The organism is Solicola agrisoli, assembly GCF_049059935.1.
Taxonomy (GTDB): domain Bacteria; phylum Actinomycetota; class Actinomycetes; order Propionibacteriales; family Nocardioidaceae; genus JAURVT01.
In genome coordinates this window covers 14,507-33,558 of the sequence record NZ_JBMGQR010000028.1, presented here as the reverse complement: position 1 = coordinate 33,558, position 19,052 = coordinate 14,507, and the positions used below count along the sequence as shown (strand labels likewise).

The following is a 19,052-nucleotide window of genomic DNA, read 5'->3' as shown; positions in this document are numbered from 1 at the left end:
CGATGAGGAGACTCCATGACCGTGTACGCCCAGCCCGGGACCGACGGCAGCGTCGTCACGTACAAGCCGCGGTACGACAACTGGATCGGCGGCGAGTACGTCGCGCCCGTCAAGGGCAACTACTTCGAGAACCCCTCGCCGGTCAACGGCAAGGTCTTCTGCGAGGTCGCCGCCTCCACCGCCGAGGACGTCGAGCTCGCCCTGGACGCCGCCCACGCCGCCGCGCCCGCCTGGGGCAAGACCGCGGTCGCGGAGCGCGCGAACATCCTGAACAAGATCGCCGACCGCATCGAGCAGAACCTCGAGATGCTCGCCGTCGGCGAGACGTGGGACAACGGCAAGCCCGTCCGCGAGACGCTGGCCGCCGACCTGCCGCTCGCGGTGGACCACTTCCGCTACTTCGCCGGCTGCATCCGCGCCCAGGAGGGCTCGCTGTCGCAGATCGACGACGACACCGTCGCGTACCACTTCCACGAGCCGCTCGGCGTCGTCGGGCAGATCATCCCCTGGAACTTCCCGCTCCTGATGGCGACGTGGAAGCTCGCGCCCGCGCTGGCCGCCGGCAACGCCGTCGTGCTCAAGCCCGCCGAGCAGACACCGGCGTCGATCATGCTGCTGATGGAGCTGATCGCGGACCTGCTGCCCGCCGGCGTGCTCAACGTCGTCAACGGGTTCGGCGTCGAGGCCGGCAAGCCGCTCGCGTCGTCCAAGCGGATCCGCAAGATCGCCTTCACCGGCGAGACGACGACCGGCCGGCTGATCATGCAGTACGCCAGCCAGAACCTGATCCCGGTGACCCTCGAGCTCGGCGGCAAGAGCCCCAACATCTTCTTCGAGGACGTCGCGTCCCAGGACGACGCGTTCTACGACAAGGCGCTCGAGGGCTTCACGATGTTCGCGCTCAACCAGGGCGAGGTCTGCACCTGCCCGAGCCGTGCCCTCATCCAGAACTCGATCCTCGAGCAGTTCCTGCCCGCGGCGACCGAGCGCACCAAGGCGATCAAGCAGGGCAACCCGCTCGACACCGAGACGATGCTCGGCGCGCAGGCCAGCAACGACCAGCTCGAGAAGATCCTGTCGTACTTCGACATCGGCACCCAGGAGGGCGCCCGCATCATCACCGGCGGCGAGCGCGTCGACCTCGGCGGCGACCTGTCGGGCGGCTACTACGTCGCGCCCACGATCTTCCAGGGCCACAACAAGATGCGCGTGTTCCAGGAGGAGATCTTCGGGCCCGTCGTCTCGGTCACCGGCTTCGACGGCTACGACGACGCCATGCAGATCGCCAACGACACGCTCTACGGCCTCGGCGCCGCGGTGTGGTCGCGCGACACCTCGACGGCCTACCGCGCCGGCCGCGAGATCCAGGCCGGACGCGTGTGGACCAACTGCTACCACCAGTACCCGGCGCACGCGGCGTTCGGCGGCTACAAGTCGTCCGGCATCGGACGCGAGAACCACGCGATGATGCTCGACCACTACCAGCAGACCAAGAACCTGCTGGTGTCGTACAGCCAGAACGCCCAGGGCTTCTTCTGATGGTCGAGCGTGTCGCGGTGACCCCGGAGGCGGTGGAGATGCTCGTCCGCCTCCGGGAGCAGCACGGCCCGCTGATGTTCCACCAGTCCGGCGGCTGCTGCGACGGGTCGTCGCCGATGTGCTACCCCGACGGCGACTTCCTCACCGGTGACGCGGACGTCCACCTGGGCGACCTCGACGCCGGGCTGCCCGAGCCGGTCCCGGTGTGGATGAGCCGCGAGCAGTTCGCGTACTGGTCGCACACCCACCTGACGATCGACATCGTCCCGGGTCGGGGAGCGGGCTTCTCGCTGGAGGGGCCGACGGGCAAGCGGTTCCTGATCCGCTCGCGGCTGTTCACCGACGACGAGGCGCGGTCGCTGGAGGGTCAGGAGGTGTGACGTCGCGTCTGCGGTCCTGAGGAGCCTCGGGTACCGCACACGCGGCGCACATGACATGCTGCGGGGGCGTTCGCGACACGCGGACGCCCCCTCTGCACGCCCTCCTCGGAAGGTGACGCCATGCGTCCTCGTCGTCTCGCCGCCCTCGCGTCGGCCCTCGTCCTGTCCACCGCCCTCGTGGCCTGCGGCGGGGGTGACGACGGCACCAGCGGCTCGGCGTCGTCGGACGCCACGTCCACCGCCCCCACCGGTGAGATCACGGTGCTCGCCGCCGCGTCGCTCACCGAGGCGTTCGGCGAGCTCAAGACGACCTTCGAGTCGCAGAACGACGGCGCGACGGTCAACCTGTCGTTCGACTCCTCCTCGGTGCTCGCCGAGCAGGTCGTCCAGGGCAACCCCGCCGACGTGCTGGCCACCGCCGACGAGAAGACGATGACGAGGGTCACCGACGCCGACCTCGCCGCAGGCGAGCCGACGGTGTTCGCGTCGAACACGCTCGTCATCGCCACCCCGAAGGGCAACCCCGGCAAGATCGAGAGCATCCAGGACCTCGGCAAGGACGGCACCACCTTCGCCGTCTGCGTCCCGGCCGCCCCGTGCGGCGCCGCGTCCACCAAGCTGCTCGAGGTGAGCTCGGTGACCGCGAAGCCGGCCACCGAGGAGCAGAACGTCAAGGGCGTGCTCACCAAGATCACCCAGGGCGAGGTCGACGCCGGCCTGGTCTACGCCTCCGACGCCAAGGCGGCGGGCGACGACGTCGACGTGGTCGTGCCCGACGGCGCCGACCAGGCCGTCAACCTCGACCCGATCGTCGTGCTCAAGAACGCCGAGAACCCCGAGCTCGCGAAGGCGTGGGTCGAGCTCGTCACCGGCAGCGAGGGGCAGAAGGTGCTGGAGTCCTACGGCTTCCAGCCCGCCCCCGCCAGCTGACCCGGGAGTTGTCGGTGCCTGGTGATGCCCTCACCACGCACCGACAACTCTGCAGGAGTCCCGGGCTAGAGGGAGCCGAGCGGCGCGACGACGGTGGCCGTCGGCTCGCAGACCCAGTGCGGCTCCTCGCCGAGGGGCGGCTCGAGGGCCAGGGCGTGCTCGACGTCGCAGCCGTGGCACAGCGGCCAGCGGCCGCGTCCGTCGAGCATCGAGTCCTGGACGTCCTGGGCGACGAGCCCGGGGACGAACGCGGCACCGTCGGGCCACTGCTCCAGCCACCAGGTGCGCTCGCTGAGGCTCTCCTCCATGGCCGAGACGCCCGGGGCGTCGGCCAGGCCGCGGGCCTGGAGGTCGTGCAGCACCAGGGCACGGGCCCGCAGCAGGGGGCCGTCGATCGTCTCGCTCACCCGATCCACGCTAGGGGGCGCGATCAAGGACGTCACCGGTCGAGCTCGGACGGCAGGTCGCGGCCGTGCAGCACCACCAGGCTCGTGACGGCGCGCGTCAGGCACACGTAGAGCCGGCGCAGGCCGGTGGTGCGGTCGGGCTCGGCCTCGACGAGGTCGGCCGGCTCGAGCAGCAGCACGTGGTCGAACTCCAGGCCCTTGGCCAGGCTCGCGGGCACCACCTCCACACGACGGTCGACGTCGTCGTCGGCGCCCAGCACCGCGACGTCCGGCAGCACGGGACGCAGCGCCGCGAGCACCTCGTGGACGCGGTCGTCGGCGACGACCACGCCCACGGTGCCGGGTCGGTCCGCGAGCTCGACGGCGGCCGGCACCAGTGCGGACGCGACGTCGACGCGCCGGACGTCGAGGGAGCCGGTGGTCTGCCGCACCGAGGTGGGCGGGCTCAGCGACGGCGCGATCGACGGCAGCAGCCGGGCGGCGTAGGCGATGACGTCGGCCGGCACGCGGAAGCCGCGGGTCAGCTCCTCCACGACGGCGCCCGGCTTGCCCAGGTGGCCGAGCGCGTCGGACCAGGTCGTGCTCGCCCACGGGGTGGTGGCCTGCGCGAGGTCGCCCAGCACGGTGAGCGAGCCGGTGCTCGACCGGCGGGCCACGGCGCGCAGCATCATCGGTGACAGGTCCTGCGCCTCGTCCACCACGACGTGGCCCTGGCTCGGCGTGCGGTCGAGCAGGTCGCCCACCTCGTCGACGAGTGCCGCGTCGTGCACCGACCAGCGCGCCGACCGCGGCGAGCGCCCGACCGGACGACGCTGCAGCAGCGCCCGCCGGTCCTCGTCGAGCAGGTCGTCGGCGACGGTGGCGAGGAACTCCGGGTCGCCCAGCACCCGGTGCACCACCGCGTCCGCGCGCAGCCGCGGCCACCACGCGTCGACGTAGGCCTTGACGGGGCGCGAGCGGGCGACGGCGTCCTGCACGCGGTCGTCGGGGGAGTCGCCGGCGTCCTCCATCGCCACCAGGACGCGGTGCGCCAGGCGCTGGGCGAGCATCCGGCGCCCGGCCTCCCACCGCACGCCGCGCTCGCGCAGCGCGGCCACCTCCGCCTCTACGTCCCACGCGTGGACGCGCCAACGACGCGAGCCGCGCGGCACCACGAGCGTCTCGGTCTGCGGCACCAGGTGCGCCCACACCGCACGCCGCAGCACGTCGGCCATCACCGGCGCGGCCTTGACGACGGCGACGTCGGCGTCGTCGACGGCTCGCACGGGCGTGTGGTCGAGCAGCGACTCGACGGTGGCCTGACGCGGCCCGATCTCGCCGAGGGCGGGCAGGACGTCGCCGATGTAGCGCAGGAACGAGTCGTTCGGCCCGACGACGAGCACGCCCTGCCGGCTCAGCTGGTCGCCGAACGCGTAGAGCAGGTACGCCGCCCGGTGCAGGCCGACGGCGGTCTTGCCGGTGCCCGGTGCGCCCTGGACGCACACCGACGTCGCGAGGTCGGCTCGCACGATCGCGTCCTGCTCGGGCTGGATCGTCGCGACGATGTCGCGCATCGGGCCGGTGCGCGGGCGCTCGATCTCCTCGCGCAGGATGTCGCCGCCGGACTCCTCGGCGTCGTCGCCGTGGAGCAGCCGCTCGTCCTCGTAGGCGGTGACCTCGCCGTGCGAGAAGCCGAAGCGGCGACGCAGCTCGACGCCCATCGGGTCGTCGGGTCCCGCCCGGTAGAACGCCCGCGACACCGGGGCGCGCCAGTCGATCACCATCGGGTCGCCGACGTCGTCGGTGACGTGGCGCCTCCCGACGTAGAGACGCTCGGCGCGCGTGCCCGCCGCGGCGTCGTCGGCGTAGTCGAGGCGGCCGAAGAACAGCGGCACCTCGGGGTCGTCCTCGAGCGCGACCATCCGCTTCCACAGCGCCCCGGCGAGGTAGGCCGCCGAGACGGCGTCGCCGGCCTGCACCTCGAGCGACTCGGTGCGGCGCCTCATCGCGGCCAGCCGCTCCCGCGAGCGTCGTAGGTGGTCCCTCTCGTGCAGCAGCTCGGCGGAATCAGGCACCAGGCGACTCTGCCACCTCTGTCAACCGGTTATACGTTGGCGGCGTGGCCATCCTCATCGATCCGCCCGACTGGCCGGGCCACGGGCGCTGGTGGTCGCACCTGGTGAGCGACACCTCGACCGAGGAGCTGCACGCGTTCGCCGAGGCGGCCGGCATCCCCGCCCGCGGGTTCGAGCGCGACCACTACGACGTGCCGCAGGAGTACTACGGACGCCTGGTCGAGGCCGGCGCGCGGCCCGTCAGCAGCCGCGAGGTCGTCGCCGCGCTGCACGCGGCGGGGCTCAGACGCCGGAAGAGGCCCTCAGGCTGACGACCTCGGCGCCGAGGTTCTCGCGCGCCGCGGCCTCCCAGCGGTCACGTCCCTGCGCGGACGCGTACAGGCTCGGGTGGTCGAGCAGGTCCTCCAGGATCCGCGCCCGCCGCTCCTCGAAGGTCTCGAGGGGGACGTGGGCGTACTCGGCACGGATGTCCTCGGCGTACTCGTGGTACCGCTCGGGGGACGCGCCGAGGATCGCCAGGTCGGCGTCCGACAGCGCCACGGCCTCGGCGTCGTCGGGCGGCAGCACGTGGGCCTTGGTGACCAGCACCAGGTCGGCGACGCGGTCGCCACGGTCGCCGCCGATCAGCCGGCGGGCCAGGGAGGCCGACCGCTCCTCGTTGTCGTCGCGGCGCACGTCGTAGATCGCGTCGTGGAACCAGGCGGCGTCGCCGGCGAGCGAACGGTCGAAGACCAGGCCGTCGGAGGCGAGGACGTCGAGGGCGTCGAGCACCTCGCGGAGGTGGTCGATGCCGTGGTGACGACGGTGCGGCTCGGTCCACCGTCGACCGAGCTCGAGCTGCCACGACGTGCGCACCACAGCCCCCTGACGATCGACCCCTGACCGCTCCAGGCTATGAACGAACACGCCGGTCCGCGACCCGAGATCGGGCCGCGGACCGGCGTGGGTCGGTGCGGGGGAGGTCAGTCGTCGTCGCCGTCGTCGTCACGGTCGGCGAAGGAGCCCTGGGCGATGCGGTCCTTGCCCGAGCCGCCGGAGATGCGGTCCTTGCCCGAGCCGCCCTCGATGCGGTCGTTGTTCGCGCCACCGCGCAGGACGTCGCGGCCGCTCTCGCCGTCGATGCGGTCGCGGCCGGAGTCGCCCCAGACGACGTCGGCGCCGCTGCTGCCGTCGATGTCGTCGTTGCCGGCGCCGCCCTTGATGCGGTCGTTGCCGGAGTCGCCGTCGACGTCGTCGTTGCCGGCCTGGCCGAAGATCTTGTCGTTGCCGCCGTCGCCGGAGATCTCGTCGTTCCCGGTGCCGCCGCAGATCACGTCGTTGCCGCCGTTGCCGTCGATCTCGTCGTGGCCGGCGAGGCCGACGATGACGTCGTTGCCGGCGGTGCCCTCGATCTCGTTCGAGGCGGCGGTGCCGACGATGGTGGCGGTGAGGCCGTTGCACGTGGGGGTGGCGGCCTGGGAGGGGCTGGCGAAGAGGGCGAGCGAGCCGGCGGTGAGGACGGCGACCGAGCCGGCGGCGACGGCGGTGCGGGCGGTGGTGAGGAAGGACATCGGGAGCTCCTGGTGAGGACGAGGTGGGTGCGGTGCGGTGCGTCTGAGGAGGACTCTGTCGACGGCCGGTGAAGGCTCGGTGAGGAATCGGTGAGGGAGTTCTTAGGGTGGTGTCGTGCTCACCGACGTCGCCGACCTGTTCGGGCTCGACCCCGACACCGCCCACCTCAACCACGGGGCCTTCGGCACCGTGCCGCGCGCCGTCCGTGACGCCCAGCGCCGCTGGCAGGACGAGGCCGAGCGCAACCCCCACCACTTCCACCGGGTGCGGCTGCCCGCGCTGATGGCGACGGCCCGCGAGCGTGCCGCCGCGTTCGTCGGCGTGCCGCCCGACGAGGCCGCGCTGGTGCACAACATCTCCGAAGCGGTCTCGACGGTCCTCGCGTCCCTCGACCTGGTCGAGGGCGACGAGGTGGTCGTGTGCAGCCACGGGTACGGGGCCGTGCGCCTCGCCGTGGAGCACTGGGTCGAGCGGCGCGGGGCGGTGCTCGTCGAGGCCGCCTTCGACGTAGGCGCGGACGACACGACGGTGGTCGCGGCGTACGCGGACGCCACGTCGCCCCGCACCCGCCTCGTGGTGGTCGACGCGATCACCTCCCCGACGGCCACCGTCCTGCCCGTGGCCGGGGTCGTGGCGGCGGTGGACGCGCCGGTGCTCGTCGACGCGGCGCACGTCCCGGGGTCGGCCCCGGTGGACGTGCGGGCGAGCGGGGCGACGTACTGGGCGGGCAACCTGCACAAGTGGGCGCACACGAGCCGCGGCACCGCGGTGCTGTGGACCTCGCCGTCCGCGCCACCGGTCCACCCCCTGGTGCTCAGCTGGAACCTCGCCGGCCCGCGGGGCGCGTGGTTCGACCACCCGGGCACCGGCGACTACTCGGGGTGGCTCGCGGTCGGCGACGGCCTCGACGTCTGGGAGTCCCTCGGCGGCTGGACGAAGGTGGACGCGATGACGGCCGTCGCGTCCGACGCCCAGGCGCTGCTCGCCGACGCCTGGGGCACCTCGCTCGACGGCCTGCCCGTCGTCCCCGCGCCGACGATGCGCCTGGTGCGGCCGCCCGCCGGCGTCCTGACCGGGCCCGAGGACGTCGACCGCGTCTACCGCGCGCTCAGCGACGACCACGGCGTCGAGGTGGCGCCGCAGTGGTTCGGCGGCGAGCCGTACGTGCGCGTCGCGGCCGGCCCGTACACCGACCTGGACGACGTGCGCCGCCTCGCCGACGCGCTGCCGGCCTGCCGCGCGTGACCACCGCGACGGAGGTGCCCGTCACCTCGGACATGTCGGGCGACGAGCTGGACGCCGAGGACGCCTGGCACACGATCCGCAGCCACGGGGTCAAGTCGCTGCTGGCGGAGGCGTTCGTCCGGTTCCGGTACGGCGACGGCTTCAGCCACAGCCGCGCGCTCGCGCTGCAGCTGGTGCTGGCCACCGTCCCGCTGCTCATCGCGCTCACCGGCCTGGCCGCCGACATCGACGCCGAGAAGGTGTCGACCGTGATCGCGTCGACGGTGGGCGCGGTGTCGCCGGGCACCGGCAGCGGCGACGCGGCCGCGTCGGCCCTGCAGCAGGGCGACGGCGGCGAGGACGTCGGCGAGGTGGTGCTGGTGCTCGGCCTGCTCTTCGCGCTGGTGTCGATGACGACGGCCTTCGCGCAGGTGGAGCGCGGCAGCAACCGGATCTACGGCATCGAGCGCGACCGTCCGGCGCTGGCCAAGTACCTGCGGGCGGCGGTGATGACCGCGGTGCTGGTGGTGCCGGTCGGGCTGGGGTTCGCGCTGCTCGTCGCGGGCGGGGCCTTCGGCGACGCGATGCGCGACGTCTACGACTGGTCCGACACCACGAGCCGGGTGTTCGCGATCCTGCGCTGGCCGGTGGGCCTGGCCGTGACGACGGCCGCGGTCGGCGTCCTGCTCGAGCACGCGCCCCGGCGTCGTCAGCCGGGGTTCAGCTGGCTGGCGCTGGGCGCGGGCGTCACCGTCGTGCTGATGATGGTGGCCTCGGGCCTGCTGGCCCTGTACGTGCGGGTGGGGGAGTCGTTCGGCGACGTCTACGGCCCGCTGGCGGGCGTCATGGCGCTGCTGCTGTGGTCGTACCTGACGTCGATCGCGCTGATGTTCGGCGTCGCGCTCGCCGCCCAGCTCGAGGCGCTGCGGGCCGGGGTGACCGAGCCCGCGCTGCCCGACCCCGGCCCCACGAGCGAGCACCGCCGGACGGGCGACGACGGGTGACCTCGTGGCGCCGCTCGGCGCGGCTGCTGGTGGTGGACGGCGACGGCAGGGTGCTGCTGCTCGGCGGTCGCGACCCGGGCGATCCCGACGTGCCGCGCTACTGGTTCACCCCCGGCGGCGGCGTCGAGGAGGGCGAGTCGCTCGAGGACGCCGCCCGTCGCGAGGCGTGGGAGGAGACCGGCATCGTGGTGGGCGAGCTGGGCCCGGTGGTCTACTGCCGCCGCTCGCGGTTCTGGCTGTCCGGCGACTGGTTCTGCTCCGAGGAGCACTTCTTCCGCCTCGACGTCGACGCGTTCGAGCCCGTCAGCTCGGGCTGGACCCCGCTCGAGCGCGACACGCTCGAGGGCTGGCGCTGGTGGAGCGTCCACGACCTCCGCACCACCACCGAGGACGTCTACCCCGAGGCCCTGGCCGACCTGCTGGGCTGACTCAGGAGGCCAGGTCGGCCGCGTCGGTGATGGTGTAGGCGTAGCCCTGCTCGGACAGGAAGCGCTGGCGGTGCTGGGCGAACTCGGCGTCGACGGTGTCGCGGGCGACCACGGCGTAGAAGTGGGCGGTGCGGCCGTCACCCTTGGGGCGCAGCAGGCGGCCGAGGCGCTGGGCCTCCTCCTGGCGGGAGCCGAACGCGCCCGACACCTGCACCGCGATGCTCGCCTCGGGCAGGTCGACCGAGAAGTTGGCCACCTTGCTCACCACGAGCAGCGAGATCTCGCCGGTGCGGAACGCCGAGAACAGGTGCTCGCGCTCCTTGACGGTGGTGTCGCCCTTGACGACGGGCGCGCCCAGCCGTTCAGCGAGCTCGTCGAGCTGGTCGATGTACTGCCCGATGACGAGCGTGGGCTCGTCCGCGTGCTTCTTGACCAGCTCCTCGACCACCGCGATCTTGCGCGGGGAGGAGGCGGCGAGGCGGTAGCGGACGTCGGACTCCGCGGTGGCGTACGCGATGCGCTCGCCCTCGCTCAGCGTCACCCGCACCTCGACGCAGTCGGCGGGGGCGATGTAGCCCTGCTGCTCGATGTCCTTCCACGGCGCGTCGAAGCGCTTGGGCCCGATGAGCGAGAACACGTCGCCCTCGTGCCCGTCCTCGCGCACCAGGGTGGCGGTGAGTCCGAGCCGGCGGCGCGCCTGCAGGTCGGCGGTCATCCGGAAGATCGGGGCGGGGAGCAGGTGCACCTCGTCGTAGACCACCAGGCCCCAGTCGCGCGCGTCGAACAGCTCGAGGTGCTGGTAGACGCCCTTGCGGCGCGTCGTCATCACCTGGTAGGTCGCGATGGTGACGGGCCGGATCTCCTTGACGGCACCGGAGTACTCGCCGATCTCGTCGGGCGTCAGGGAGGTGCGCTTGAGCAGCTCCTCCTTCCACTGCCGTGCCGAGACGGTGTTGGTCACCAGGATCAGCGTGGTGGCCTTGGCCTGCGCCATCGCGGCCGCGCCGACGATGGTCTTGCCCGCGCCGCAGGGCAGGACGATGACGCCGGACCCGCCGTGCCAGAACGACTCGACGGCCTCGGCCTGGTACGGCCGCATGTGCCAGTCGTCCTCGGCCAGGAAGATCGGGTGGGCCTCGCCGTCGACGTAGCCCGCGAGGTCCTCGGCGGGCCAGCCGACCTTGAGCAGCTGCTGCTTGAGGTGCCCCCGCTCGGAGGAGTGCACGACGACCGTGTCGTCGGCGATCCGCTCGCCGAGCATGGGCGCGACCTTCTTGCTGCGGACGACCTCCTCGAGCACGGCGCGGTCGGTCGTGATGAGCACCAGGCCGTGGACGGGGTGGCGCTCCAGGCGCAGGCGCCCGTAGCGCGCCATGGTCTCGGCCACGTCGACGAGCAGCGAGTGCGGCACCGGGTAGCGCGAGTAGTCCATCAGCGCGTCGACGACCTGCTCGGCGTCGTGGCCGGCGGCGCGCGCGTTCCACAGGCCGAGCGGCGTGATGCGGTACGTGTGGACGTGCTCGGGCGAGCGCTCGAGCTCGGCGAACGGGGCGATCGCGCGCCGGCACGCGCCCGCCTGGTCGTGGTCCACCTCGAGCAGCAGGGTCTTGTCCGACTGCACGATCAGGGGTCCGTCGGTCACGACAGGCTCGCCTTCTTGCGGGCCCGGAAGGCCGCGACGTTGGCCCGCGACGCGCACCGGTCGGTGCAGTAGCGACGCGAGGTGTTGGGGGAGGTGTCCACGTAGACATGGTCACACCCGCTGCCGGCGCAGACGCCGAGGCGTCCGGTGCCGCGGTCGCAGACGAGCGTGCTGAGGCCGAAGAGCGCCTCGGCCACGACGAGCTCGGCCGGACGGCGCGCGCCCGCGACGTGCAGGTGCCAGCTGTCCGGGCCGTCGCCCACGATGCGCGGGCTGACGGGGTGCTGCTCGAGCAGGGCGTTCAGCCCGCGGACCACCTCGTGCTGACGACCGGCGCCGGCGGCGACGAAGACGGGACGCAGGTCGTCGGCGAAGGCCCGCAGGTCGGCGAGGTCGCGACGGGTGGCGCGGGCGGCCAGCCAGCCGCGGCCGGGCTCGTCGCCCGACGGGTCGCCGAGGCTCAGCGGGCTGCGCAGGAACGCGCGCAGGTCGTCGAGGTCGTCCAGACGCGCGTTGACCAGGTGCGCCGCGCGCTCGCTGTAGCGGGTCAGGTCCACCTCTGAACCTTACGTCGGACGCCCTGAGGTGTCATGATCACCGACCATGGAGACTCTTACAGGTGAGGCGATGCCCGCCGAGATCACGACCCCCCGGCTGCTGCTGCGACGGCCCCGCCTCGACGACGCCGACGCCGTCCTCGCGATCGAGGGCGACCCGCGCACAGCCCGCTTCCGACCGGACGGCCCGATGGACCGTGAGCGCTCCGACGCCTACCTCGCCTCGCACCTGGCCGACTGGGCCGACGACGGCCTGGGCTACTGGATGGTCGAGCACGACGGCGAGCTGGTCGGCTTCACCGGCCAGCGACGCCTCGACGCGCCGTCGTCGATCCTGCCCGGCGTCGAGCCCGAGGCCCTGCTCAACACCTACTGGCGCTTCTCGCCCGGGGTGTGGGGCGCGGGCGTGCCCACCGAGGCGGTGCGCGCCGCGATCGACGCGACGCTCGCGGCGGGCACCGACCGTCCGGTCGTCGCGATCACCACGCCCGACAACGTCCCGTCGCGGCGCATGGCCGAGCGGGTCGGCATGCGCCTGCACCGCGAGGTCGCGCACGCGTGGGGCGTCGCGTCGGTGGAGTACCGCCTGCCCGTCCCGTCCGCGATCTGAAGCCTTCGGGTGCTCATCTGCCCAGGATGGGGACCACAAGGCTTCAGATCGCGGACGTGGGGGACGTCAGGCGGTGGTGGGGGCGACCCGGCCGACGCGGTGCAGGGCGAAGGTCTGGACCCGGCCGCTGCGGTGGTCGTAGGCGGTGAGCCACCCGGCGTCGACGCGGACGGGGTCGACGATGCGCTCGGTGGCCGAGCCCGCCTGGTCCATGTACGACAGCCACACGCTGGCCCGCGATTCGGCCGCCTCGCGCAGCGCGGCGACCGCCTCGAGCGAGCCGCTGTGCGCCAGGGCCGCCGGCACGGCGTCGACCGGACGCGACTGCGCCGCCGCGTCGCCTGCGCGGACGGCCGCGACGACGCCGGCGGGGTCCGAACCGGACCGCACCTCGACCTCGGGCGGACGCGCCCGGCGGGGACGCGGCCGCGCGCTCTCGATGGACCCGTCCGAGCCCTCGCCGACGGCCCGGTGCCCGCCTCCGCGCAGGCGCTCGAGGACGAGGTCGGCGGGCAGCTCGCTCACCGCGACGGTGGGTGCCAGCCGTTGGAGGGACAGACCCAGCGACGTCGCGTCGGCGACGATCGCGTCGAGCTCGGTGGGGTCGTCGCAGCGCAGGTAGCCGGCGGACCGGCCCACCCGCACCTGCCCGTGGCGGCGCGCGGCGTCGTCCACGAGGTAGGTGAGCGGCTGCGGGACGGGGGTGCGCGAGTGGTCGGCGAGGAAGGCGTGGATACGCGCGGCGGGCCAGCCGAGCTCGAGCGCGCGTCGCACGGAGCCGTCGGTGAAGCGGTAGACGCTGGCGCCGCCGGTGGACTCGGTGTCGGCGACCTCCTCGAGCTGACGGGCGAGCGCCGGCTCGAGCGGGCCGGGCGCGACGGCCGTCAGGTCGGCCTGCAGCAGCAGGTGGTCGACGGGCGGCGGCATCAGCGCCGCCATCGCGCGGGCCGCGCCGTCGCCGAGCAGCGCCTCGCCGGGGACGCTCAGCGTCTGGTCGACGACGACGCCGAGACGGGCGCCCTCGGCGAGGGCCTGCAGCGCCATGGGCTCGCGGTGGTCGCCGACGCGCGGGGCGTGCCAGGCGACGGCGCGCAGCACGTCGTCGGGGTCCTCGAACCCGTCGGGACGCACGCTCGCGAGCACGCGCAGGACGAGCCGCCGCACGGCGCGGCCGGGGGAGTCGCGCCAGCCCTCGGCCAGCACGGCCCAGCGCTCGCCGACGCCCTGCTGGCGCCAGCCGTCGAAGGCGGTGGTGGGCATCCAGGCCTCGTCGCCGCCGCCGTCGCCGCGGGCGAGCAGGCCGGCCGTGCGGGCCAGTGAGACGAGGAAGTCGACCTCGGTGCTGCTCACGCCCAGCAGGGACGCGGCCGCGCGCACGTCGCGCACGCCGAGCCCGCCCGACCGCAGGACGCTGGGCGGGTTGGCGCTCCACGAGGCCAGGAGCGCGTCGACGCGCTGCACCAGCTCGGTCGCGGCACCCGCGCTCAGGGCGTCGAGGCGGCGACCGTCGGACGGACGCGGGGTCAGCGCCGGCGGCGACCCGACCGGCGCCTCGGGCAGCGGGTCCTCGACCGCCCGCACGACCTCGGCCGCCTCACGCACCGCGTGCAACGCGTCGTCGGAGCCCCAGACGAGCGCCACCTCGAGCAGCCGCGCCAGGCAGCCGTCCACGCGCGACGCCGGCGCGTCGACGGCGGCCCGCACGGCGGCGGGGGTCGTCGTGTCGTCGGCGGCCACGGCGGCGAGCACCCGGATGGTGGCGAGGTCGAGACGGTCGACGGCCCACGTCACCGAGGTGCGCGACGCGGCGCGCGAGGCGACCTGCGTCATGTCGGTGGGCGTGGGGTGGCTGAGGTCGGGACGCGCGGTGAACAGGGCGGTCAGGGCGTCGTCGCTCCGGCCGCGCAGGTCCTCGGCGAGGGTGCGCGGCGCCCTCTGGTTCGCGCGGGTGGCCATCGGACCCACGGTATCCGAGGCGCGGTGGCGGGGCCGCGCGATACCGGACGGCCGGCGCACCCCGTGCCATGCTGGCGGGGTGGCCCTCGTCGTCGCCGAGCACCTCGGCAAGCAGTACGGCCCCAAGGTCGCCGTGGCCGACCTGTCGTTCGTCGTGCGTCCCGGCACCGTCACCGGGTTCCTGGGGCCGAACGGGTCGGGCAAGTCCACGACGATGCGGCTCATGCTCGGCCTCGACCGCGGCCACGGGCGCACCACCTTCGACGGCCGACGGTTCGACGAGCTCGAGCAGCCACTGCGCCACGTCGGGGCCCTGCTGGAGGCCAACCCGTTCCACCCCACCCGCCGCGCCCGCGACCACCTGCGGATGCTCGCCGCGGCCAACCGCATCCCCCGCTCGCGCGTGGACGAGGTGCTGGCGGTCGTCGGTCTGGAGTCGGTCGCGCGGGGCCGTCCGCGCAAGTTCAGCCTCGGCATGGGCCAGCGGCTCGGCCTGGCCGCGGCGCTGCTCGGCGACCCGCACACGCTGATCCTCGACGAGCCGTCCAACGGCCTCGACCCGCAGGGCATCACCTGGCTCCGCGGCCTGCTGCGCAGCCTCGCCGCCGAGGGGCGCTCGGTGTTCGTCAGCAGCCACCTCCTGCAGGAGATGGCGGTGCTCGCCGACCACCTCGTCGTCGTCGGCCGCGGCCGGATGATCGCCAACGGCGCCGTCGCCGACTTCACCCGCACCAGCGCGCGCAACCACGTGCTCGTCACCACCCCCGACATGTCGCAGCTCGGGCCGGTGATCGCCTCGCTCGGCGGCCACGCCCAGCAGCAGCCCGACGGCACCTGGGCCGTCCGCGGCCTCACCTCCGCCCAGGTCGGCGACGCCGCCCGCGACGCCGCGGCGCGCGTCCACCAGCTCGTCGACGTCGAGGCCACGCTCGAGGAGGCGTTCCTGGACGCCACCGGCGCCGACGAGGAGTTCCGGGGGCACCTGCGATGAGGGACGCCCTGGTCTACGAGTGGTTCCGCGTCACCACGATCCGCTCCACCTACTGGCTCGTCGGCGTCACCTGGGCGTTCACCCTCGTCGTGTCGGGCATCGTCGCCTGGCAGCTGCCCGAGTTCGGCCCGCTGGCCGGAGGACGCGAGCCGCTGTCGCTGCTCGTCACGTTCGGCGCCTCGACGGGCATCCCGCCGCTGTTCACCGCGTACATCGTCGGCATCGTGGGCGTCTTCGCGATGGGCCACGAGTACCGGCACGGCATGGTCCGCGCCACGCTCACCAGCGTGCACGGACGCCTGCGCGTGCTGCTGGCCAAGCTCCTCGTCGTGGCGCTCGTGGCGGTGCTCACGACGGTGGGCTGCGCGGTGATCTCCGTGGTGGTCGGGCTGTCGTTCGGCGTCGACCTGCCCATCGACGGGTTCCTGTTCGGGCTGCTGCTCGCGCTCGTGATCTACACGGTGCTGTTCTCGTGGGCCGGTGTCGCCTTCGCCGCGATCGTGCGCAACCAGACGGCCGCCGTGGCGATGCTCGTCCTCATCCCGACCCTCGCCGAGCAGATCATCCGGGCGGTGGTGCTCGCGATCAAGGCCGCCTCGGGCGACCCCCAGGGCCAGGGCGGCATCACCGTGATCCTCAAGTTCCTGCCGTTCGACGCCGGCGGCCAGATGTACACCCGCACCTCGATCAACCAGCTGTTCGAGTTCCTGGGCTACCGGCCCTTCGGCCCCGTGGGCGGCGGCATCGTCTTCACCGTGTTCGTCGCGCTGCTGCTGACCCTCGCCGGCTGGCTGTTCGTCCGCCGCGACGCCTGAGCGACGTCGCTACCCTGCGGGCATGAGCCTGCACCTGGAGTACGACCCCAAGCCCGACGGCCGTCCCGACCCGGGCGAGATCGTGTGGACCTGGGTGCCGTACGAGGACGACCCGCAGCAGGGCAAGGACCGTCCGGTGCTCCTGGTCGCGCGGACCGACGACGACGACCTCGTCGCGCTGATGCTCACGAGCAAGGACCACGACCGCGACCAGGCCGACGAGGAGCGTCACGGCCGGTACTGGCTCGACATCGGCTCGGGCGACTGGGACCGCGAGCGCCGCCCCAGCGAGGTGCGCCTCGACCGGCTGATCACCGTCGACCCCGACGCCGTCCGTCGCGAGGGCGCCGTGCTCGGACGCGCGGTCTTCGACGAGGTCGCCGCGGCCGTCGCCCGGCTGCACTGAGGCCACCGTGGCCGAGGAGTCGGTCGAGCAGCTGCTCGCGACGGTCGAGCGGCTGCGCGTGCGCGAGGCCCGGCTCGCCGCGCTGTACGCCACCGCCAACGACCTCACCGCGATCCGCGACGTCGGCGAGATCCTCGAGGCGATCGTCGGACGCGCGCGCCAGCTGATCGGCACCGACATCAGCTACCTCGGCCTGGTCGAGGACGACGCCACCTGCATCCGCGTCACCGACGGCGCCGTCAGCGCGTCGTTCCGCAACCTGCGGATGCCGCTCGGCACCGGCCTGCTCGGCCTCGTCGCGGGCACCGGCGTCCCGTACGCGACGCCGGACTACCACGCCGACGAGCGGTTCGCGCACCGCGAGTACATCGACGACGCCGTCGACGACGAGCGCATCCACGCCATCCTCGGCGTGCCCATGAAGGTCAAGGGCGAGGTCATCGGCGCCCTGCTCGCGGCCAACCGCACGCCCCGGCCCTTCTCCACCGAGGAGGTCGAGCTGCTCTCGTCGTTCGCCGCCCACGCCGCGATCGCGCTCGAGAACGCGCGCCTGTTCTCCGAGGCCGAGGAGGCGACGACGCGCCTGGCCGCCCACTCGTCGGCGATGGAGCGCGCGGCCCGGGCGCACGACCGGCTCACCGCCGCCCTCGTCGGCGGCGGCGACCTCGCGCGCCTGGCCGAGGTGGTGGCCGAGGACCTCGACGCCGCGGTCTGCGTCCTCGACGTCGACGGACGGGTGCGCGCCGCCGTCGGCACCGACGCGGACGCGCTGCCGTCGGCCGCCGAGCTCGGCCCCGTCGTCGAGGCGTCGGTGGCCGCGGGCCGGTCGGTGCCCCTCGGCGACCACCGCGCGTACGTGGCCGCCGCGGCCGCCGGCGGCGAGCACCTCGGCTCCCTCGTGGTGCTGGGCTCCGGCGCCCTCGCGGACGCCGAGCGACGCACCCTCGACCGCGCGGCGCTCGGCCTGGCGGTGGTGCTCTCGTTCGAGCGGACGGTCGCCGTCGCCGACGGGCGGGCCCGCGAGGACCTCCTCGACGAGCTGCTCGACGGCCCCGACGACGTCGAGCGCGCCCGGAGCCGGCTCCGCCGCGAGCACGTCGACCCGGACGGTCCGCACTCGCTGCTCGTCGCGGTGCTGGCGCAGGGCGACCGCGGTCGTGCGCGCCGCCGCCTCGACGGCTGGGCCCGGGCGCGCCAGGGCCTGGTGACCGTGCGCGAGGCCGACCTCGTCGCGCTGGTCCCCGGCGACGACGCCGTGGCCGCCGGGAGGAGCCTCCACGACGTCCTGGCCGAGGACGACGTCGCCGCGACGGTCGGCGCGGTCGCCCTGGCCGACGCCGTGACGGACACGGCCGCCGCACTCGTCGAGGGACGCTCGACGGCCCGCGCGCTGGTCGCCCTGGGACGCGACGGCGAGGTGGCCGACCCGGCCGGCCTGGGGTTCGCGCGGCTGCTGCTCGGCCAGACGTCCCGCGGCGACGTCGCCGGCTTCGTCGAGACCACCCTCGGCCCGCTGCTCGCCTGGGACGCCGAGCGCGGCACCGACCTCGTCGGCACCGTCGAGGCGTGGTGCGCCGCGTCGGGCAGCGCCGCCGGGGCGGCCCGCCTCCTGCACGTCCACACCAACACGGTCACCCAACGGCTCGACCGGGTCGCGTCGCTGATCGGGCCCGGGTGGCGCGACCCGGCCGCCCTGCTCGACGTCCAGCTCGCCCTGCGGGTGTGGCGGATGGGCACATCGGACGGCGCCTGAGGTGTGGGACGAGCACGTCGCCGGGGCGATGGTGCCGCCCTAGTGTGACGTGCGTGACTCCTCCCGAGACGCGTCGCGTGGTCGTCACCGGCGCCGCGAGCGGCATCGGCCGCGCCTGCGTCGAGCACTTCGTGGCGCTCGGCGACGACGTGCTCGGGCTCGACCGCGATGCCGACGGGCTCGCCGCGCTGGCCGCCGACACCGGGGCCCTCACGGCCCGTGTCGACCTGCTCGACCCCGCCTCGATCGCGGACCTCGGTCTCGAGGCCGACGTCGTGGTGAACAACGCGGGTTTCCAGCACGTGGCGCCGGTCGAGGAGTTCCCCGCCGAGACCTTCGAGCAGATCCTCACCCTGATGCTGCGGGCGCCGTTCGCGATCGCGCAGGCGGTGCTGCCCGGCATGCGCGAGCGCGGGTGGGGCCGGTTCGTGCACGTCTCGAGCGTCCACGGTCACCGCGCGTCGCCGTACAAGATCGCGTACGTCACCGCCAAGCACGGGCTGGAGGGCTTCTCCAAGTCGCTCGCGCTGGAGGGCGCGCCGCACGGGATCACCTCCAACACCGTCGCGCCGGGCTACGTCCGCACGCCGCTCGTCGAGGGGCAGGTGGCCGACCAGGCCCGTGCCCACGGCATCGACGAGGACCAGGTCGTCGCCGACGTCCTGCTGGCCCGCAGCGCCGTCAAGCGCCTGGTGGAGCCCGACGAGGTGGCCCGCCTCGTCGGCTTCCTCTGCGGCCCCGGCACCGACTCGATCACGGGCGCGACCCACGACATGACCGGCGGATGGACCGCCAGCTAGGAGCA

Annotated in this window: 20 protein-coding genes; 13 read left to right on the top strand and 7 right to left on the bottom strand. The window is 73.9% G+C overall.

The window, feature by feature from the left end:
- The first annotated feature begins 15 nt into the window (after positions 1-15).
- The 3 genes from exaC (at position 16) to modA (ending at position 2,849) form a co-directional block, all read left to right on the top strand.
- Complete coding sequence (gene exaC, locus ACI6PP_RS11840) at positions 16-1,539, top strand: acetaldehyde dehydrogenase ExaC (protein ID WP_421111789.1); 1,524 nt, start codon at positions 16-18, stop codon at positions 1,537-1,539.
- Between the two features lie 17 nt (positions 1,540-1,556).
- On the top strand, positions 1,557-1,919 hold the full coding sequence (locus ACI6PP_RS11835) for a DUF779 domain-containing protein (protein ID WP_476712934.1): 363 nt from the start codon (positions 1,557-1,559) through the stop codon (positions 1,917-1,919).
- Positions 1,920-2,039: 120 nt separating this feature from the next.
- Positions 2,040-2,849 carry a molybdate ABC transporter substrate-binding protein gene (gene modA / locus ACI6PP_RS11830; RefSeq protein WP_421111787.1) on the top strand — a complete coding sequence of 270 codons (810 nt, stop codon included), beginning with the start codon at positions 2,040-2,042 and terminating at the stop codon, positions 2,847-2,849.
- A 65-nt stretch (positions 2,850-2,914) separates the two neighbouring features.
- On the opposite strand, the gene ACI6PP_RS11825 is transcribed toward modA, so the two are convergent.
- The gene (locus ACI6PP_RS11825) at positions 2,915-3,256 is read right to left on the bottom strand and encodes a hypothetical protein (protein ID WP_421111786.1); all 342 of its coding nucleotides are present in this window, start codon (positions 3,254-3,256) and stop codon (positions 2,915-2,917) included.
- Positions 3,257-3,288: 32 nt separating this feature from the next.
- Entirely contained in the window at positions 3,289-5,310 is a 2,022-nt protein-coding gene (locus ACI6PP_RS11820) for a HelD family protein (protein ID WP_421111785.1), read from the bottom strand.
- Positions 5,311-5,354: 44 nt separating this feature from the next.
- Between ACI6PP_RS11820 and ACI6PP_RS11815 the strand changes: the two genes are divergently transcribed.
- Positions 5,355-5,621, top strand: coding sequence for a DUF4031 domain-containing protein (locus tag ACI6PP_RS11815; RefSeq protein ID WP_421111784.1), 267 nt, complete (start codon positions 5,355-5,357; stop codon positions 5,619-5,621).
- Here ACI6PP_RS11815 and ACI6PP_RS11810 read toward each other — a convergent pair.
- Together ACI6PP_RS11810 and ACI6PP_RS11805 are read right to left on the bottom strand one after the other, a co-directional pair.
- Complete coding sequence (locus tag ACI6PP_RS11810; protein WP_421111783.1) at positions 5,593-6,165, bottom strand: HD domain-containing protein; 573 nt, start codon at positions 6,163-6,165, stop codon at positions 5,593-5,595. The genes ACI6PP_RS11815 and ACI6PP_RS11810 overlap by 29 nt on opposite strands.
- A 107-nt stretch (positions 6,166-6,272) precedes the next feature.
- Positions 6,273-6,860: a calcium-binding protein gene (locus ACI6PP_RS11805; protein ID WP_421111782.1), complete on the bottom strand. Its 588-nt coding sequence runs from the start codon at positions 6,858-6,860 to the stop codon at positions 6,273-6,275.
- A gap of 115 nt (positions 6,861-6,975) precedes the next feature.
- Here ACI6PP_RS11805 and ACI6PP_RS11800 point away from each other — a divergent pair, with 115 nt between their 5' ends.
- Genes ACI6PP_RS11800 through ACI6PP_RS11790 form a run of 3 tightly spaced genes read left to right on the top strand, consistent with a single transcriptional unit; the run spans position 6,976 to position 9,517 of the window.
- Positions 6,976-8,106: an aminotransferase class V-fold PLP-dependent enzyme gene (locus tag ACI6PP_RS11800; protein ID WP_421111781.1), complete on the top strand. Its 1,131-nt coding sequence runs from the start codon at positions 6,976-6,978 to the stop codon at positions 8,104-8,106.
- Positions 8,103-9,089 (top strand): YihY/virulence factor BrkB family protein, encoded by a 987-nt coding sequence (locus tag ACI6PP_RS11795; RefSeq protein ID WP_421111780.1) that lies wholly within the window; start codon positions 8,103-8,105, stop codon positions 9,087-9,089. The genes ACI6PP_RS11800 and ACI6PP_RS11795 overlap by 4 nt, the downstream gene beginning before the upstream one ends.
- Positions 9,086-9,517, top strand: a complete 432-nt coding sequence (locus tag ACI6PP_RS11790) for an NUDIX hydrolase (protein ID WP_421111779.1) — start codon at positions 9,086-9,088, stop codon at positions 9,515-9,517. Before ACI6PP_RS11795 ends, ACI6PP_RS11790 begins: the two co-directional genes overlap by 4 nt.
- A gap of 1 nt (position 9,518) precedes the next feature.
- Here the strand turns inward: ACI6PP_RS11790 and ACI6PP_RS11785 are convergent, their stop codons facing one another.
- Positions 9,519-11,159 carry a DNA repair helicase XPB gene (locus tag ACI6PP_RS11785; protein ID WP_421111778.1) on the bottom strand — a complete coding sequence of 547 codons (1,641 nt, stop codon included), beginning with the start codon at positions 11,157-11,159 and terminating at the stop codon, positions 9,519-9,521.
- Complete coding sequence (locus ACI6PP_RS11780) at positions 11,156-11,716, bottom strand: CGNR zinc finger domain-containing protein (protein WP_421111777.1); 561 nt, start codon at positions 11,714-11,716, stop codon at positions 11,156-11,158. Before ACI6PP_RS11780 ends, ACI6PP_RS11785 begins: the two co-directional genes overlap by 4 nt.
- A gap of 70 nt (positions 11,717-11,786) precedes the next feature.
- On the opposite strand from ACI6PP_RS11780, the gene ACI6PP_RS11775 reads away from it, so the two are divergent.
- Complete coding sequence (locus tag ACI6PP_RS11775) at positions 11,787-12,326, top strand: GNAT family N-acetyltransferase (RefSeq protein WP_421111776.1); 540 nt, start codon at positions 11,787-11,789, stop codon at positions 12,324-12,326.
- Between the two features lie 66 nt (positions 12,327-12,392).
- Here the strand turns inward: ACI6PP_RS11775 and ACI6PP_RS11770 are convergent, their stop codons facing one another.
- On the bottom strand, positions 12,393-14,282 hold the full coding sequence (locus tag ACI6PP_RS11770; RefSeq protein WP_421111775.1) for a helicase-associated domain-containing protein: 1,890 nt from the start codon (positions 14,280-14,282) through the stop codon (positions 12,393-12,395).
- 79 nt (positions 14,283-14,361) lie between these two features.
- Between ACI6PP_RS11770 and ACI6PP_RS11765 the strand changes: the two genes are divergently transcribed.
- The 5 genes from ACI6PP_RS11765 to ACI6PP_RS11745 are packed head-to-tail and all read left to right on the top strand — an operon-like array spanning position 14,362 to position 19,047.
- On the top strand, positions 14,362-15,273 hold the full coding sequence (locus tag ACI6PP_RS11765) for an ATP-binding cassette domain-containing protein (protein WP_421111774.1): 912 nt from the start codon (positions 14,362-14,364) through the stop codon (positions 15,271-15,273).
- On the top strand, positions 15,270-16,088 hold the full coding sequence (locus tag ACI6PP_RS11760) for an ABC transporter permease (RefSeq protein ID WP_421111773.1): 819 nt from the start codon (positions 15,270-15,272) through the stop codon (positions 16,086-16,088). Before ACI6PP_RS11765 ends, ACI6PP_RS11760 begins: the two co-directional genes overlap by 4 nt.
- A 22-nt stretch (positions 16,089-16,110) precedes the next feature.
- A complete protein-coding gene (locus ACI6PP_RS11755; RefSeq protein ID WP_421111772.1) occupies positions 16,111-16,494 on the top strand; it encodes a type II toxin-antitoxin system PemK/MazF family toxin in 384 nt (127 codons plus the stop codon).
- A gap of 7 nt (positions 16,495-16,501) precedes the next feature.
- Positions 16,502-18,247: a helix-turn-helix domain-containing protein gene (locus ACI6PP_RS11750; protein WP_421111771.1), complete on the top strand. Its 1,746-nt coding sequence runs from the start codon at positions 16,502-16,504 to the stop codon at positions 18,245-18,247.
- A 53-nt stretch (positions 18,248-18,300) separates the two neighbouring features.
- Positions 18,301-19,047, top strand: a complete 747-nt coding sequence (locus ACI6PP_RS11745; protein ID WP_421111770.1) for an SDR family oxidoreductase — start codon at positions 18,301-18,303, stop codon at positions 19,045-19,047.
- Positions 19,048-19,052: the final 5 nt, after the last annotated feature.